Source organism: Candidatus Chloroploca sp. Khr17, assembly GCF_004138165.1.
Classification (GTDB): Bacteria; Chloroflexota; Chloroflexia; order Chloroflexales; family Chloroflexaceae; genus Chloroploca.
In genome coordinates this window covers 59815-77265 of sequence record NZ_RYFF01000010.1, presented here as the reverse complement: position 1 = coordinate 77265, position 17451 = coordinate 59815, and the positions used below count along the sequence as shown (strand labels likewise).

Annotated in this window: 17 protein-coding genes; 7 read left to right on the top strand and 10 right to left on the bottom strand. The window is 57.7% G+C overall.

The features are described 5' to 3' along the window. The first annotated feature begins 47 nt into the window (after nt 1–47). Nucleotides 48–3701 (top strand): AAA family ATPase, encoded by a 3654-nt coding sequence (locus EKD05_RS08420; protein ID WP_165360645.1) that lies wholly within the window; start codon nt 48–50, stop codon nt 3699–3701. A 63-nt stretch (nt 3702–3764) separates the two neighbouring features. On the opposite strand, the gene chrA is transcribed toward EKD05_RS08420, so the two are convergent. The 4 genes from chrA to EKD05_RS08400 form a co-directional block, all read right to left on the bottom strand. Beyond that, nucleotides 3765–4979 carry a chromate efflux transporter gene (chrA, locus tag EKD05_RS08415; RefSeq protein ID WP_129671987.1) on the bottom strand — a complete coding sequence of 405 codons (1215 nt, stop codon included), beginning with the start codon at nt 4977–4979 and terminating at the stop codon, nt 3765–3767. Further along, nucleotides 4930–5781, bottom strand: a complete 852-nt coding sequence (locus EKD05_RS08410; RefSeq protein ID WP_240695690.1) for a Fe-S cluster assembly protein HesB — start codon at nt 5779–5781, stop codon at nt 4930–4932. The genes chrA and EKD05_RS08410 overlap by 50 nt, the downstream gene beginning before the upstream one ends. An 82-nt stretch (nt 5782–5863) precedes the next feature. Beyond that, on the bottom strand, nt 5864–8005 hold the full coding sequence (gene glgP, locus EKD05_RS08405) for an alpha-glucan family phosphorylase (protein ID WP_129671985.1): 2142 nt from the start codon (nt 8003–8005) through the stop codon (nt 5864–5866). Between the two features lie 134 nt (nt 8006–8139). Beyond that, on the bottom strand, nt 8140–9060 hold the full coding sequence (locus EKD05_RS08400; RefSeq protein ID WP_129671984.1) for an isoaspartyl peptidase/L-asparaginase family protein: 921 nt from the start codon (nt 9058–9060) through the stop codon (nt 8140–8142). 199 nt (nt 9061–9259) lie between these two features. Here EKD05_RS08400 and ftsY point away from each other — a divergent pair, with 199 nt between their 5' ends. From ftsY to EKD05_RS08370, 6 genes are all read left to right on the top strand, one after another. Beyond that, nucleotides 9260–10231: a signal recognition particle-docking protein FtsY gene (ftsY, locus tag EKD05_RS08395; RefSeq protein WP_129671983.1), complete on the top strand. Its 972-nt coding sequence runs from the start codon at nt 9260–9262 to the stop codon at nt 10229–10231. Between the two features lie 11 nt (nt 10232–10242). Beyond that, a complete protein-coding gene (locus EKD05_RS08390) occupies nt 10243–10446 on the top strand; it encodes a hypothetical protein (protein WP_129671982.1) in 204 nt (67 codons plus the stop codon). Continuing rightward, entirely contained in the window at nt 10439–10867 is a 429-nt protein-coding gene (locus EKD05_RS08385) for a hypothetical protein (protein ID WP_240695689.1), read from the top strand. Before EKD05_RS08390 ends, EKD05_RS08385 begins: the two co-directional genes overlap by 8 nt. Nucleotides 10868–10968: 101 nt before the next feature. Further along, complete coding sequence (locus EKD05_RS08380; protein ID WP_129671981.1) at nt 10969–11475, top strand: PadR family transcriptional regulator; 507 nt, start codon at nt 10969–10971, stop codon at nt 11473–11475. Between the two features lie 25 nt (nt 11476–11500). Continuing rightward, nucleotides 11501–12448: an ATP-binding cassette domain-containing protein gene (locus EKD05_RS08375; protein ID WP_129671980.1), complete on the top strand. Its 948-nt coding sequence runs from the start codon at nt 11501–11503 to the stop codon at nt 12446–12448. Between the two features lie 11 nt (nt 12449–12459). Continuing rightward, complete coding sequence (locus EKD05_RS08370) at nt 12460–13215, top strand: ABC transporter permease (protein ID WP_129671979.1); 756 nt, start codon at nt 12460–12462, stop codon at nt 13213–13215. Nucleotides 13216–13282: 67 nt separating this feature from the next. On the opposite strand, the gene EKD05_RS08365 is transcribed toward EKD05_RS08370, so the two are convergent. The 6 genes from EKD05_RS08365 to bchG form a co-directional block, all read right to left on the bottom strand. Continuing rightward, entirely contained in the window at nt 13283–13546 is a 264-nt protein-coding gene (locus EKD05_RS08365) for a hypothetical protein (protein WP_129671978.1), read from the bottom strand. 186 nt (nt 13547–13732) lie between these two features. Continuing rightward, on the bottom strand, nt 13733–14218 hold the full coding sequence (locus EKD05_RS08360) for an SRPBCC family protein (RefSeq protein WP_129671977.1): 486 nt from the start codon (nt 14216–14218) through the stop codon (nt 13733–13735). A gap of 12 nt (nt 14219–14230) precedes the next feature. After that, the gene (locus tag EKD05_RS08355; protein ID WP_129671976.1) at nt 14231–15409 is read right to left on the bottom strand and encodes an NAD(P)/FAD-dependent oxidoreductase; all 1179 of its coding nucleotides are present in this window, start codon (nt 15407–15409) and stop codon (nt 14231–14233) included. A gap of 222 nt (nt 15410–15631) precedes the next feature. Then, nucleotides 15632–16084, bottom strand: a complete 453-nt coding sequence (locus EKD05_RS08350; RefSeq protein WP_129671975.1) for a hypothetical protein — start codon at nt 16082–16084, stop codon at nt 15632–15634. A 32-nt stretch (nt 16085–16116) separates the two neighbouring features. Beyond that, nucleotides 16117–16431 carry a hypothetical protein gene (locus tag EKD05_RS08345; RefSeq protein ID WP_097650453.1) on the bottom strand — a complete coding sequence of 105 codons (315 nt, stop codon included), beginning with the start codon at nt 16429–16431 and terminating at the stop codon, nt 16117–16119. Nucleotides 16432–16530: 99 nt separating this feature from the next. After that, nucleotides 16531–17451 (bottom strand): (bacterio)chlorophyll synthase, encoded by a 921-nt coding sequence (bchG, locus tag EKD05_RS08340; RefSeq protein WP_129671974.1) that lies wholly within the window; start codon nt 17449–17451, stop codon nt 16531–16533.

Genomic DNA, 17451 nt, shown 5'->3' with positions numbered 1-17451 from the left:
GGTATAATCAAGATCTAGTGTACATATATGACATGAATAGCGCATGTATGGGCTCGCACGATATCACATCTTTATCCGTGGTCTCACTCTGGATCCTCGGGCCATTTCGCGTCATGCTGGGAACGCAGACTCTGGCCCTGCCTCCCCGTTCACGCGCCCACGCCCTGCTCGCCTATCTCTTGCTGCACCATGGTCGAGCAGTTGACCGTAGCTATCTGGTGGGGCAACTTGATCCTGACCTGCCTGATCTTGTGGCCCGACGCCGCCTTTCTGATACGATCTACCTGTTACGCCGCCTCTTGCCGGCGGCACGGCTGCAAACAACCCCCACAACGCTTGCGCTAACCCTCGCACCCCAGGATGATTGTGATCTGCTCGCTTTCGAGCACCTGTTACGCCAACCAGCCGATCAGGTCGAGCGTACACTGCTTCTCGCTTGCCCCGAGCCGATCTTTTGTCCTGAACTCGATCACGAGTGGGTCTTGCCTGCCCGCGAAACGCTGCATTTACGCTTACTCAACCGCTTAGAGCAGTGTGCCTCCGTTGATCTCCAGGCAGGACAACTCGCGTCAGCACGGGATCTGCTCTTACGGTTGCTGCAACTCGATCCCCTGCGCGAGGTCGCCGAGGTCAGTTTGCTGCATGTCTTTGAAGCCCTCGGGGCACGCAGCGAGGCGATCAGACAGTATGAACAATGGTGCCAGCATCTCCAGCGTGAATTTGGCTTTACCCCACGGCCCGAGACCGAGCAGGCTTATCGGTACCTCATCCGCCAGACCACGCCACCGCTACGGCCAACCCCAACCGCGCTCCCGACCACGTTACCGCTTGTGGGACGTGACGATGAACGTCGGCGCATCTTGAATTGGATGGACCAAGCCAGTTCTCACGCAACGCTGATTTTACTCGAAGGGATGGCGGGCATAGGCAAGAGTTACCTGCTTGACTATGTGGCTGGTGATGCCCACTGGCGTAATTGGCAGGTCGCACGGGCAACCACCGATTCCACCCGGAGTACCCTCGAACAAGCCCTGGCATCATTGCTGACCCCGTTGCACTACGAACACCTGGCCGCCATCCTCCCGCCAACCTGGTATCACCAGGTAACAGCGCTCTTTCCCCCTGATGATGCGTGCGGACTCACTCCCCAGATCACAAGCCACCCTGAACTCTCCGCTGAATCGTATCACGCAACCTTCGTGCACCTGCTTGAAGGTTTAACCAGCCATACGCCGCTCCTCCTCATCCTGGATGGCATGCACGAGGCGAGCGAGGCGGATCTGGCCCTGTTGTCCCGGCTCGCCACAATGCATACCAAATGCCCGTTGATGCTGATCGTGAGTTATCGTCCATCAGCACGCGAAGAAGGCGGGCGCTGGGCAGCCTTTCAACGCCTTGGTACGCTCGCCACAGGACGTTGCCTCGAGCTTGCCTCGCTGCATGAGGCAGCGTGTCGTATGCTACTTGAAGAGACCCTGGGGCCATGGACAGATGCTGCCGTAGAACAGATCGTATCTTTCACCGGAGGACACCCGCTCTTTCTGCGCGAAGTTGTGGCCTGGTTGCTCGAAGATGGGTTGCTTCGCCGTGAGCGTGATGGGCGCTGGATGCTTGACGGGGGCCTGTTCGAGCTCGAGCCAGTGCCTGATCTCGCCCATACGGTCGGCCTCAGGCTCGATAGCCTCGCTGAGCGCGAGCTCACCTTGCTCACCTTGATGGCCCTGCAGAATGAACCGCTGAGCGTTGAAGCGCTGGTACAACTGACCGACTGGTCTGCGCCAAGCATCATCGAACAGGCTCAACGCATGGTTCAGCGCCATATCGTCCGCCAGTGTCCCTCTGGCTACACGTATGCGCATGCCCTGATCGCTCAGGCCGCCCGCGAGCGGCTCGACGCGGCACCGCGACGCACCTATCATGCCCGTCTGCTGGCCTTACCCGACAAACATGTTCGTCCATCGCCCTTGCGCCGTGCCTTGCACGCCCTTGCCGCAGAGTCGTGGGAAGCGGCATTACCGCTGCTCATCACCGCCAGCAAAGAAGCGCGGCGACGCGGCGATTATCGTGTCGCCCTCCGCCTGATCAAGCACGCGCTCGACGCATTAGCGCAGAGTAGCCTGGCGTCGGCCCTGCATACCGAGTACCATAGCGAACTGCTCTTTGAACAACTCCAGGTCTGGAACTGGCATCCACCTGAACATGCCCAAGAACAGGCGGCGGCGATCGCGACCCTCAACGGCTATTTGCCAGCGCGAGGGCCGTTGCGGCTGCAATTGACCCTTGCCGAGATAGAGTACTTGCTCACCCTTGGCGCAAATCAGGTTGCTCTCGCAAAAATTCGTACGGCCCTTGACCAGTTGAGCAACGACGCTACCCCAGAGCAACTGGTTCGGCTGCATTTTCAATATGGCAAGGTGGCCCAGCGCCTCGAGCTGTTGCACGAAGGTATCGCGCATCTGAAGTACGCACGCGATCTGGCTGCGGCCTGCGGCTCAATCGAAGATGAGGTGGCCGCTCTCGGCAAGCTCGCCGTCTATCACCATTTTGCCGGTGATTTTGGGGCTGCACGCGCCGACTACAATCAGGTCAAGGCCTTTTGTGACGCGCACGGGTTGGTCATGCCCGGGTTGGTGGCGAGTGCCAACCTGGCCGCGCTGGATCAGGCTGAAGGCAAGTTGGCCGCAGCCATTTGCGGGTACGAACAGGTGATCACCAGTTGCGCCCGCAATGCGGCCGTTGACCCGCCTGACCTCGAGAATCTAGCCGAGTTGATGATCCTCGTGGGGGCCTTCGACCGCGCCGAGAGCTTGCTGAGCCAGGCCATTGCCCTCTGGCACGAGCGCGGGGGCAATGCAGCGTTGACCCATTGCCGCCAAGCCATGCTTGCGCTGGCAACCCAGGAGTTTGCCTGTGCCCGTGATCATCTGGCGACCGCCCGCGCAAGCAATCATACCGGCGATGATCGTCGTGTCGCCGGCGAAATCGAGCTCTGGCAAGCCGTGATCGGCCTGGAAGTCGGCGATTTTGCCCTGGCCGGAACCGCAGTGGCCCATGCCGAACGTATCTATATGCACATGGGAGTGCGCTTCTACCAGGCCCTGATCACTGCCATTGCGGCGCTCGCTGCCGCCCGCCAGGGGCAGTTTGCCCAGGCGCACGCTCACCTGGCTGCAAGCACCGCAGCACTTGAGGCCCGCGTGCAAACCTTGGTCGATCCCCGCTATTACCTGGGGCTCACCGCCGAATTGCTTGGGGAGACCGGTGAAGCCGCCCGCTTCTACCAGACAGCCTGGGAGCAACTCTGCACCCAGGCCGCAACCCTCCCCCCCGACCTCGCCGCAGGGATGCCGACAACACCCTTTGCCAAGCGCCTCGCACGCGCCGTCGCACGGCAACAGGCGCACATACCCCTGATAACCCTCGCCGGCAAATATGCCCCAACCGGGCGGCCCTTGCATCCCTGGGAAGAAGTCCGCCTTCTCTGGTCACTCCCCGACACCACCGATGAACGGCCCAACCGCGAGGCACGTCAACGGAACCTGCACGACCTGCTTATCCAGGCAAGCGAGCAAGAGGCTGCGCCGACCCTGGCCGACCTCGCACGGATGCTACAGGTCAGCACCGCCACCGTCAGCCGCGATCTATGCGAACTCCGCCGTCGCGGCGCATCGGTGATCACTCGTGGTGTTCGCATCAATTGACCTTGAGGGCGACCGCCCTCCAACTTGCGCCAGCACAAACGCAATTCCTGGGGCTGCTCGTTGCTAGCCCAAGACGACCGCCCCGATCAGGGCAACCCCGATCACCACCATCCACGGCGCAACCCGCCAGAATTGCAGCGCGGCAAAAGCAACCAGCGCCACCGCAACCTCAAGTGGCCCGCGGATCGCACTGGTAATCACCGGATCATATAGGGCAGCGAGCAAAATCCCTACCACTGCCGCATTCACCCCACGCAAGGTTGCCTGCGCAGGTGCCGCCGAACGCAGACGCGCCCAGAGCGGCAAAGCCGCCCAGACCAGGAAAAAAGAGGGTAAAAAGATGGCAGTTAGTGCGATAGCCGCCCCCAGCAAACCATTTGGTGGAACGCTGCTGATCGCACCAAGATACGCTGCAAACGTAAAGAGCGGGCCCGGCACCGCCTGAGCCGCCCCATAACCCGCCATAAACTCTTCAGCGCTCACCCATCCTGGTGCAACCACATACGCTTCAAGCAGGGGTAACACAACGTGCCCGCCACCAAAGACAAGCGAACCAGCCCGAAAAAAGGCGTCGATCAACGCAATCGGCTGGCTCTGCGTTGCGGACGTCAGCAACGGCAACCCAACCAGGCCAAGCACCATCAGCACAGCGCTCAACCAGGATAGCAAGCGCGGGACACGGATCGCGGTCGTCGTCTCCGTCTTGCCAACCGATCCGTCGTCCAGCAAACGCCAGCCCACCAACCCTCCCACGAGAATCACAAATACCTGGCTAAGCGCCGTTGGCCAGACCAGGATCAGCACCGCCGCCGCAAAAGCCAGAGTCACCCGCAGGCGATCGGGCGTCAAATTCTTCGCCATCCCCCAGACGGCCTGGGCCACCACAGCGACGGCAACCACTTTGAGACCCTGGAGCCAACCACTGTCGCTTGCAGTGCCCAGGGCAGCCAAACCAAGCGCAAAGGCCGTCAGCGCCAGCGCCGAGGGCAACGTAAAACCAAGCCAGGCCATCAGGCCGCCCCAAACACCGGCCCGTACCGTCCCCAGCGCAATCCCAACCTGACTACTGGCAGGGCCTGGCAGAAACTGACAGAGCGCCACAAGATCAGCATAGGTTGCCTCGTCTACCCAGCGCCGCCGTTGCACAAGCTCTTCACGAAAATAGCCCAGATGCGCCACCGGCCCGCCAAACGAGGTCAACCCAAGCCGGGTAAAGACCACCAGAACTTCAAGCAGGCTTCCCCCGGTTGCGACCACTACTTCGTCGCGATGGTGCATCGCGCTGCTCCTCACGATAATATCGACAGATCCCCCGTAACGGACAGCCATCAGCATGGTCAAGGTAGCTCTCACGGCCATCCTGACGACTATAGACTCGGCGCGATGGAGGCCCGTCGCAGCGCGGACGAGCAAGACAATAGCGCACACAGACTTCGTTGATCTGCGCATGAAACTCGGCATAGAGCGCCACCGGCGGCTCGGCAGGCACAGAAGCGGCCAGGGTCGCTTCAATCGTCTGACGCACCTGCTCGTAACGGTCGCGCCGCCAGCATTCATATTCATGCTGGTGAGGAACTGGCCCGACGCGCGCAAAGAGTCGCCGCGTATACGCATCAACCACAAAGACCGGGTGCCCACCGCCATAAAGCATCGTCACATCGCAGGTCTCGGGGCCAATCCGAGGCAACGCAAGCAACTCAGCGCGCAGATCTTCCAAGGGACGCGCCAACAGCCTCGTCGTACTCCCATGATACCCGGTCAAAATATAAGCAGCAAGCGCTCGCAATCCGATCGCCTTCTGCGGATAAAAGGCCGCCGGACGCAACAGTGGCACCAGGTCAGCAACCTCCACATGCCCCAGAGCAACGGGCGACAACAGATCCGCCGCAAGCAACCGCTGAACGACCTTCTCGACCGTCTCCCAGCGCGTCTGTTGCACCAGCACAGCCCCAACAAGCATCTCGAAAGCCGGATCATCGCCAAAGATCGGCCACCAGGGACGCACGGCCAGCGGCCCATGCAAGCGACCAAAATGCGTCACCAGACGATGATAGATAGCCTCAAGTGTTGGGGAAGTCACAGATTCTCCCGACAACAACGTGCTCCCTCCACCAGTAAGTTTTACTTACTGGTGGAGGGAGCACGCTGGCCTCACGTCAAGCCTACTTGGTCACTGACGCCGCCGCAGGCATATACAACTCGCGCACATAATCAGCGAGCATACGGCGCATACTAAAGGCCGGCGCAACCGTAGCGATGGCTTCTTTGCAGATCTGAACCCACGCCGTCGGCACCCCACTGGCATCACGTCCATCGTAAAATGTCGAGGCAATCTCGTGTTCAATCAGGTGATAGAGCGACTGCGCATCATTCCAATCCTGCTCATCCTGATTGCTATACTCACGTTCTTCGCCAATAGCCCAGCCATTCTTACCATTGTACGCCTCGGGCCACCAGCCATCGAGGATCGAACAATTGGGAGCCCCATTCAGGCTGGCTTTCATCCCGCTCGTACCACTCGCCTCGTAAGGTCGTCGCGGATTATTCAACCAGACATCAACGCCCTGGGTCATTGCCCGCCCGACCGCCATATCATACTCTTCCAGGAAAACAATGCGCCCAGCCAGACCTGGCTGCTGCGCCAGTTGGTAGACATTCTGGATAAAGAGCTTGCCGGGATCATCCTTGGGATGCGCTTTACCCGCAAAAATGATCTGGATCGGCTTGCCGGGTCGGTTGAGCAGATACTTCAGCCGCTCGATATCCTTGAAAATGAGCGTGGCACGCTTGTAGGTCGCAAAACGACGCGCAAAGCCAAGGGTTAGAATGCCATCTTCGAGTACCGGCCAGACCGGAGCATTCTGGTTAAGATGCTTGTAATGCGCGGCCAGACGCCCACGGGCAAAGGTAATCAACTCGCTCTTCAGGCCCTGACGCGTATTCCACAGCACATCATCAGGGATTTGATAGATCTTCTTCCAGACCTTGGGATCATCCAGATTGTCTTCCCAGGTCTTCCCAAGGTACGCATTGAATAGCTCATGCAATTCAGGCGCAAGCCAGGTTGAGGTATGAACGCCATTGGTAATGGAGGTAATCGGCACCTCATCGCGGCTCTTGCCCGGATACAGCCACTGCCACATCCCGCGGGCGACATGGCCGTGCAGCTTGCTCACACCGTTGTGGTAGTCGGAAGCCCGCAACGCGAGCGCCGTCATCGCAAAGGTCGGCCCCCACTGCTGCTCTTGCAACGCAATCGCCATAAACTCATCACGAGTCAGATTCAACTGGGGCCAGTAGCTCCAGAAGAAACGCTCGATCAAGGGCAACGGGAACGCATCATTGCCTGCCGGCACAGGGGTATGGGTTGTAAAGACGCACTGCGTCTTCACCTGTTGCATCGCTTCTTCAAAGGTTATGCCCTGAACCACCAGTTCGCGGCAGAGTTCCAACACCAGGAAGGCCGAGTGCCCTTCATTCATATGCCACACTGTTGGGCTATACCCGAGACGGCGCAGCGCACGCACCCCACCAATGCCAAGCACCAGCTCTTGCGAAATGCGCATCTCTTGATCGCCACCATACAAACGTGCCGACAATTCGCGGTCTTGCGGGCTATTCGGGTGGATATCCGTATCCATCAATAACAACTCGACCCGCCCAACCTTGAATTTGTAGACCTTCGCATAGATCGTGCGTCCGGGCAACTCAACCTCAATGACAACCTCGTGCCCCTCGGGGTCAAGTGCCGGGATCGCAGGCACATCTGCGAAGTTCATCTTGTTGTACTCGGCAAATTGCCAGCCACTCGGATCAAGGCGCTGCCGAAAATAGCCCTGCGGATAGATAAAGCCAACTGCCACAAAGGGCAGATCCATGTCAGACGCCTCTTTGACGTGATCGCCTGACAAAATACCAAGGCCCCCTGAATAGATGGGCAGCGACTCGTGCAGGCCAAACTCTGCACTGAAATAGGCGATCTGCACATCTTTCACATCAGGATAGTGCTTGCGAAACCAGGTCTTCTTTGCACCAACATAGCCATCGAAGCTCTTCATCACAGCGTCATATAGCTTGAGATAGCCAGCATTGGCTGATGCTTCTTCAAGCTTGCGCTGACGAACATCACGCAGGAAATCGACCGGATTGTGGTAATCAAGCTCCCACAGATCAGGATCGATCTGACGATAGAGATCCTGCGCCTCGGGGTGCCAGGTCCACCAGAGGTTGTAGGCAAGTTCGCGCAGACGGGCGATACGCTCGGGAATCGGGGTAAACAAAATTTCGTGTTCCAGCCGAACCATGTGCTCTCCTCACTCAGGCTTGCCAGGGCTACAAGCGGCCTGCTGTGGTCGTTCGATCCACAGGCGGAAAATGCCGTTGACCATTGTAGCCGCTGTACGTCTATCTGTCTAGGCGAATCAACAGCAAGAATCCATCAGACCCCCGCAATAAGCGGAGTATCTTCGGTTGCGTAGGCATACGCCATCCGTCGCGTATTCCAGGCCAGGCCAATCTGACCACTCGGGGTCAGGATGATGCAGCCGCCACGGCCCCCATCCACATAACGGGCAAGGGTATGCATCGCACTTTCTGCGGCCGTCTGGGGCGGTACACCTCGCTCGAGTTGTTCCATTGCACGGCGGGCCAACGCCACGCGAACAATGCCTTCACCCCAACCAGTGCAAACCGCTCCACCAATCGTTGCATCAGCATACAGACCACATCCAACCATCGGGGTATCACCAATACGGCCCGGAAGCTTGAACGGGGTGCCACCAGTTGAATTGGCCGCGACAAGATTGCCACTCTTATCAAGCGCAATCGCTCCTACGGTATCATGACCATGCACCACACCAGGATCGGGTTGCGCCACCAGCGTGCTCTCTTCGTCCTGACGACGACTCGCCTTCCAGGCTTGCCACAGAGCCACTTCACGCTCGACAATCAATTCCGCATTGTCACAAAAAGGCATGCCACAACTGGCCGCAAAGTGCTCGGCCCCTTCACCACCAATAAATGTCGCCGGGCCTTCGAGCACACGACGTGCCAAACTGATCGGATTGCGGATGCGCTTTAGATTAGCCACCGCTCCATAACGCAGCGAACGACCGTCCATCAGGGCTGCATCAAGCTCAACCGTGCCTGCACTAGTCAAAACCGAGCCCGTGCCCGCGTCAAAAATAGGATCGTCTTCCATGAGGCGAACCGCTGCTTCACACGCTTCCAAGGCTGTCCCACCAACCCGCAAAATCCTCAGGCCCGCTTCCAGCGCGACGCGGCACCCATGAATGTGCGCCTCCACCTGCTCATCCGGGATGTCCCAGGCACCGCCATGAACGATCATTGCTATCGGCATAGATCTCAACCTTCGCTCACGCTGATCCGCTAGCGATCAGCCCACGTTGTTTGCTTGCACGAGGAAAGTAACCTACTGTACCACAGAGGATCGTGCTCGGCAAGTTTTGACCCTAGGTTCGCCTCACACGGTTCGCTGAAAGGCGCTATAATTTGCGGTAGACTGTTCTTAAATTACCAAAAGGATCAATCCAGAACCTATGTTCAAACGCTTATTTGGGCGCGGACAAGATGCGCCACGCACAGAAGAAGAAGCTAAAGTTGAAGAGGAACAGGTTACGCAGAGTCTCGAAAAGTCCCGTCAGGGTATCTTTGGACGCATCGCGCAGATGTTTGCGACCGATGATCCGATTACCGAAGAACTCTGGGATGAACTGGAAGAAGCACTGATTCAAGGCGATGTCGGCCTCGAAACAACCCAGTATCTCGTCAATCGTACCAAAGACCGCGTCAACCGCTATGGCACCAAAAAGGCAAGTGAGGCCCGCGATATGCTCAAGGCCGAGATGGTGCGCGTCTTCCAGGATCAGGTGCGCCCCCAATCCGCTACGACACCCACACCGTTTGTCATCCTCGTCGTTGGCGTCAATGGAGCCGGCAAAACCACGCTGATCGCCAAGCTCGCCCACCGCATGAAGTTTCGCTTTGGCAAGAGCATTCTGTTAGCCGCAGGCGATACCTTTCGCGCTGCCGCTACCGAACAACTGGAGACCTGGGCCGAACGCGCTGGCGTGCCCTGTGTTAGCCTTGGTCAGGGGGCCGACTCGTCGGCAGTCGTCTTTAAGGCAATTGATGCGGCACTCGAACAGCAAGTTGATGTGCTCATTATTGATACCGCAGGCCGTCTGCAAGCCAAATTCAATCTGATGCAAGAACTTGAAAAGATGCGCAATATTATCGCACGCAAGATCCCCGAAGCTCCCCACGAGGTGCTACTCGTGATCGATGCAACAACCGGCCAGAATGGGGTCTTGCAAGCCAAGGCGTTCCTCAAGTCTGCCGGGGTCACCGATGTGGCCGTTAGCAAGATGGACGGCACCGCCAAGGGGGGGATCGCTTTCGCTATTGCGCAGGATATCGAACGACCGATCCGCTATCTCGGTACCGGCGAAAAGATGTCTGACCTCGCCCTCTTTGATGCTCAGACGTTTGTTGATGCGCTCTTTACCTGAAAGGGACCGCTGTGAACGTCGAATTTGTCAGATGCCCAACCTGCAAGCAGAAGCTTGCCCTGCAGAAGTATATTACGCTAGGATCACTCGTCGTTTGCGCGAATCCCCGTTGCGGCACGAGCCTTCGCATCATCCGTCGTCGCCCCCTCCAGGTTGAGCCGGTACCCGAGACTGAAACCTATCACGTTGATTATCGGCCCGAGTCGTATGGCTAAACAATACCGCTCCCTCCAGCACTTCACCTGGTTGCGCCCGCTCGCCACGGCTATCGTGCTGCTCCTGTTGACTGGATGCCTTTTGATCAGCGGTGAGACAACGATGATTGACCTGCAAGATGCCAGTGGCAATCTCTTGACAACCTTTGTGGGGGCCGAAGGGCAGCAAGAACGAACCCTTGATGTGGGCATGCCCGCAACGGAATTACAGGTGATCGTCATCGTTGGTGTCGAGTCGGGCGATCTGGCCCTGTCACTGCTCCAACCCGATGGATCGGTTGTCTTCACCGTCGCCGCTCGCCCCGATCTCCAGGTCACCCGCTCTGGCTCTGTCCGTACCAATGAACGCGGCCAGTTGCGCTATACCGTCAATGCCGCTGCGGCCCGCAATGGGTCGTATCAGATCTTTGTGCAACCTTGAGCGCAAGCGTCGCTGAACGAGGTGAGATTTGACAGAGGAATCTTTTTTCGCTATACTCAAGTCTGACTATTTCTGTTAGCCAACCAGTGCAGGCCAGACGAATGCCAGATCACAGCGAACGCCAGCTTTTGCTCCTCGGTCTCCTGCGCCATCAAGAGATGCACGGCTATCAGATCAACGAGTTTATTGACGAGCAGATGGCGTTCTGTGTTGACCTTAAACGTTCAACCGCCTACTATCTGCTCGAGCGTCTGCGCCACGAAGGGTATGTTACCGAAGAAACCGAACGCACCGGCAACCGCCCCGAACGACGCGTGTATCGCATTACCCCCGCCGGTGAAACCCATTTTCAAGCCCTGCTACGCGCCAATCTTGCCACCTATACCCCTCCAACCTATGCCAATGATATTGGCCTGATCTTTCACCAGCATCTCCCCCCTGCCGAGGTGCGTACCTTGCTTGAAACACGCCGCCAAAACATCCTGGCCCATCAGCAGAAACTCAAAAGCCTTGCGACGGTACTCCCCACCGATCATCTTGCCATCATCCGCCATCATCTGATCCACGTTACGGCTGAACTTGATTGGATCGAAGAGCAGCTCGCCTAGCTAGCTCCAGCATGATACGAACCCTATGACAACATTTGCGATTGAAGCCCATGGACTTGTCAAGCGCTATGGTGACCTGACAGCGGTGGCTGGGATTGACCTGGCAGTGCCCCGCGGCAGCATCTATGCGATGCTCGGGCCAAATGGGGCCGGCAAAACGACGACGATCAACATGTTGACGACGCTCATTGTCCCAACGGCTGGCTCTGCCTCTGTTGCTGGGCACGATGTTGTGCGTGCGGCCAATCAGGTACGCACACGGATCGGCGTGACCTTTCAAGATATTGTGGTGGATCAGGATCTCACCGGTCGCGAAGTTCTTGATATCCACGGACGCCTCTACCGCCAACCAGCCGCCGTACGCCAGCGCCGCATCAGTGAACTGGTTGAGTTGGTGCAACTCACTGATGCCATTGAACGCCGTGTCCGCACGTACTCAGGAGGGATGAAGCGCCGCCTCGAACTCGCCCGTGGCCTGATGACCGATCCCGAGATCCTCTTTCTCGATGAACCAACCCAGGGTCTCGATCCACAGAACCGCGTTGGCATCTGGAATTATATTCGCGACCTGAATCAGACCCGCGATCTGACCCTCTTGCTCACGACTCACTATATGGACGAGGCCGAAGCACTGGCAGCACGGGTCGGCATTGTTGACAAGGGGCGGCTGGTAGTTGAAGATGCGCCCGCTACCCTCGTGAGCAACCTGGGTGCCGATGTGATCAGGATCCGTGGTCACGGCGAGCGTGATCAGTTTGTTGCCCACCTGAACAACATCCCTTTTGTCCTCCGGGTTGACCTTGACACCCTGGGCGAATTTGTGCTGGTCTATGTCGATAGTGGCAGTCGCCGTCTCGCCGAAATCGTGGCGAGCGCAGGTGCCAATCATTTTCAGATCGATGATGTCACCGTCGCCCGGCCCTCGCTTGGTGACGTGTTCCTCCACCATACGGGCAATGCCCTGCGTGATTGAAAGACCCCACGATGTACGCAACCTATGTCATCTGGAACAAGCACATGGTCAAGTTCCTCCGCAATCGCGAGGAACTGCTCGGGCTCGCCTTGCAGTCCGTGCTCTGGGTCGTCCTCTTTGGAGTGGGCATGCGTGGCCTGATCAGCGAGATTGAGGGCCGCGATTATATGTCCTACATCCTCCCGGGCATTCTGGCGCTGAGTGTGCTCGGCGGGGCGGTCGGTGGGGGCATGGTGATGCTCGACGAACGGCTGCGTGGCATTCTGAAGGAGTATCTCGCTGCCCCGATCCCACGCCTCAGCATCTTGCTCGGCAGTGCCACGAGTACCGCAACCAAAGCCCTCTTTCAGGCGGTGCTCATGTTGCTGGTTGGCATCTTGATGGGCGCACGTCTCGCGCTCAACCCGGCCGGTTGGCTCGTCTCACTGCTCCTGCTCGGGCTCTTTGCGGTCGGCTTCAGCGGCATTGCGCTCGCCGTTGCTGCAGTTTCACGTTCGATTGCGGGCTACCATGGCATGATCTTTCTCTTCAACCTGCCCTTGCTCTTTGCCTCGAACGCGCTCTATCCCCTTGCCGTCTTGCCAGGCTGGATGCAAGCCATTGTCTTGCTCAACCCAACCACCTACCTGATCGACGCCATCCGCACCCTTGCCTTTGGCACCACCGCAACCCTGCCGCTAGCCCTCAGCATCGCCGTCGTTACGCTCTTTGCCATCCTCGGTACCTGGCTCGCCCTCTCGATGTTCCAACGCACCATCCGCGGGTAACCAAGCTTGAAAGCCTAGACGCACAAACTGCCAGCAAAGCTGGCAGTTTGTGCGTCTAGTCCTGCAGTTACTCTTGCTCAGCCTCAAGCTCAGCCAATTTACGCTGATATTCGCGCCGTTGCAGGAACTTGAGGGTTCCAAGGCAAGCTGCGCCAGCAATGGCAATCCCAGGCCAGACCATCCACTCGCTATGGGCTTTGATGCTATAGATAAAGATGGCCGTAAAAAGAGCCGCAAAGACCATCCCGGCCACGATAAAACTCTCAAAGCCTGGGCTATTCAAATAGACTTCATCACGTGTACTAAAACGGCGCTGCTGCTGCTGTGCCATGCCGCTACCTTTCCTGACGAGGATCGTCTCACAAGTTCACAACATATGCCGCTATCCTAGCATGTTCTTGTGTGGTAGAACAGTTGAAAAGCTGTTACAGAAAGACAACCTTACCCAACGCCTCAGGAAAAAACAAACGGGGCCCCGGCCTCAGCCAGCGCCCCGTCGAGCGAGCCTCGCGACACGTTATTCCTCAACCACAATCCGTTGGGGGCCACGACCATCTGACGAACGCCCAGAGGCGGGGCCTTCGATCAACTCACGGAGGCGGAAGAGTTGCACCCGCATATCCAGATCCGCCACGAAGCGCCCCAGGCCTAGCACAAACACACGCAGGCCATCATTCGCCACTTCATATTCAACCCGGTTCTGCACCACCACCCGCGAGCCATCGGCAAACCAGCGCCACAACTCCTGACCTTCCCAGAGGCCATTGATCTTCATCAAAATATGTTCGCGGTCACGTTCGACCACCGTATAATCAGAACCTGCCAACCCCAGTGAGACCAGACGCATCTTGTGGACACTGCCGAGGCTCATCAAGTCACCCTCAACAGGTTGAAGTTGCACCAGCGGTGAGCGCCACTGCGCCATCAAGGCTGGCTCGGTCAAATGGCGTTCAACAACATCTGGTGTTGTCGTAATCGAGACCCACTCTTCTTGCACAATCATAGACAAAACTCCTCACAACGACGCACTCTCAATCGACGCACGGTAATACTGCTCAATTCCTTTTTTGAGCAGAATAAGCGGGTAGCCTCTGGCGGGAAGACCAAGGGGGCTACCAACAGCATCTTTGGGACCCAACGAGACCAGTTCACCAAGTTTGAGCGGCTCATACGAACGGGGGGCGCGGCCCATCACCTCGGCAAGCAAGGACTCGGCCATATGCTCACCCTGGCGCATCGCATAACTCGCCGTAGACGGCACCACGCTACCCGAGCCATCGGGAATCGCGGCACAATCGCCCATAGCAAAGACCAGCGCCTGGTCGTGAACCCGCATATACCGATCAACCAGCACCCGCCCAATTTCATCAACCACAAACCCCGAGTTCGCGAGAAGCGCCGGGGCACGAATGCCCCCAGCCCAGACCAGGGTGGCCGCACGCAAGATACGCCCATCATTGACCCGCAGCAAGCGCGGCTCAACACTGGTCACACTGGTATCAAGGTAAATGCTTACCCCCAACTGATCGAGCACTCGCGCAGCCTCAAGCGAGGAAGAACGCTCAAAATGCTCGAGCAAACGTGGATTACGGTGCAGCAGCGCAATGCGCGCCTGCCCGCGTGGTGCCCCTGTTCGTTGACAAAGCTCACTCACCCAGCCGGCGAGTTCACCCGAAAGTTGGCACCCGGTATAGCCACCACCAACCACAGCCGTCGTCATCAAGATCCGCTGCTCCACCGGATCATTCGTACGAGCGGCCGCCTCGAACTGAGCAATCAGATGGTCACGAAGGCGCACTGCGTGCTGATAGGTACGCAGGGGAAACGTATGCTCACGCGCCCCGGGCACATCACGAAAATCAGTCTCGGCCCCCAGCGCAAGGACTAGTCGATCATACGTCAAAACCCGTCCATCATCAAACTGCACCTCACGCTGACCGGGCACGACGAGCTTGACATGGCCCTCTACAAACTCAACGCTCGTCTTGCGCAACAATGGAGCGAGCTCATAGATCGCCTTTTCTTGAGGCGATCTATCGGTAGCCGTAAGATGCAGAATTTGTACTATTTGATGGTACGAAAAATGATCAACCAGAACAACCTTGTCGTCGCGTCCACGCTCACGGAGCATCTGATCAAGATCGAGCGCGGTCCGTAAACCGGCATAACCGGCACCTAGAATGATGATTTGCATACCAATAGCATACCATGATTTTGAAAAATCAATGCACGGATTCGCAGCCTTCGCGACGCTCATGACGACAACAAGGGCGGCTGACCAGCCGCCCCCAATCCAGGCCCATTGTCATCTAGCCCCAACCGCACAGCGAGGCTCGATCCTCACTGCGCGAAGTGATGCTGCCTGTTCAGCAAGGCAAGCAAACAGCATCACCTCAGGGGAACGACCATTGTCATCTCAGGCCGAGGGCGTCGTCGGGGGTTTTTCAACCCACTCATCCACCTTCGCTGCCGTGCGCTCGACGCCATCGGCAGCACGGTTCGCCGCACGCCCGACACTGGCCCCAAACTCATCAGCAGCCTTCGCCAAACGCTCGGTAAACGCACGGGCACGCTCACCGATCCGGTCAGGGCTTGGCAAATTTGGCAAATTGAGCGTCGGAGCCGGGCCGGTGAAAATGTCATCCACCACTCGCTCCGAAACATTCGCCAATTCTTTGGGGAGCACAACGACCGCACGGGCCACTTCAACCATCGCCCGACGAACCCGGCGGCGTGAGCCACGGGGCAAGAGCACCAACGGTGCCGAGACGATCGTCAGACCGATGCGTGCCGCACCTCCTACGAATGCCGCGCCCATCTCGAACACACCGTCACGCTCTGTACGGGCTACGCCTGTTTGTTCGCTCATATGCGTCACTCCTTCTATCGTCTTCAGACCGCTTACCCAGCAACGAGTTCATCCTTCGGCGCTTGCTTGGCCGGAGCATCCTCACCCTGGGCGGCCCACTCCTCAATAGCCTCACCTGCGATATCAGCAAAATCTTTGGGCAGGCTGGCGAACGCGTACATCAACTCCTTGGAGGCATTGCGCATATGCTGTCGGCTCTCGCTGGGGAGCAAGGCAAACGGCAGCGTGACCAGCGAAAAGCCGAACCGCACGATCCCGCCACCAAACTCAACTGCCGACTCCATCGCGCTGTCATTCCGCTGTGGGCGGACGCTACGCACTCTCACTTCACCTGTGGTTTCCGACATGTTTTCCTCCCTTGTGCTCTTACCGATTACAGATGCGATGGAAGCCTCTGACACCATTCATCAGTCCAGCTTCCACCAAGCAGCAACTACCATCTGCAATCACCGAAAGTAGCCGCCGACCATAAAGCCCGACAAGAACTGGATAATCGCTACGAACGGATTGCTCGCAAGCAAATACCGCACATAGTTCTTCTGCGATGGATCCTGATAGAGTTTAATTTGATTATAAATCGGGACAACGATTGACAATCCAATAAACACGGCGATAGCATAGTAACCCCACACAATCGCCAGAACCATCAGCAGCGCCTGCGACAGATTAATTGTCGCATAGGCGACCAGTAACGTTTTATGCACCCCAATTGCCACCGCGAGCGATTGCAGCCCATGCTGCCGATCACCCTCAACGCTCTTAATGTCGTTGAGAAAGAGCAAACCCGCAGCGAGTGCGCCGTTGATCCACGCCACAACCACACTCTCCCAGGTGAGCGGGGCAAAAATAAGATGTCCTGCCAGCCAGCTCATACTGACATAGCCCAACCCGACTGCAGGCGGACCAAGCCAGAAATGTTTTTTGAGCTTGATTGGCGGCATACTATAAACGACCGACAAAACCAACCCACCGAGGGCCAGCAAGACGATCCAGAGATTTTGAAAGACAAACGAGACAAGCAGCGTCGCTGTTGCCAAAAACATCCAGTTCAGGCGAGCCTCATTGAGCGTGACGAGCCCGGCTGGAATGGGACGTTCAGGATCATTAATGGCATCCAGGTGACGATCATAGTAATCATTGATGCTCTGGCTAAATCCCGTCCCGAGTGGCCCAGTCATCAATGCCCCGAGCATGACAAGCCCCCAGTGTTGCACATTTGTCCACTGAAAACCAATCAATGGGCCGGATGCCAGGGCACCACAGATCGTCACAATCGAAGGCGAGATCCATGTCACCGGATCAGCCAGATCAATATGAGCCCTGATCTTTTTGCCGAGTGGCACCTGTTTTTCAGAAGTAGAGAGCAT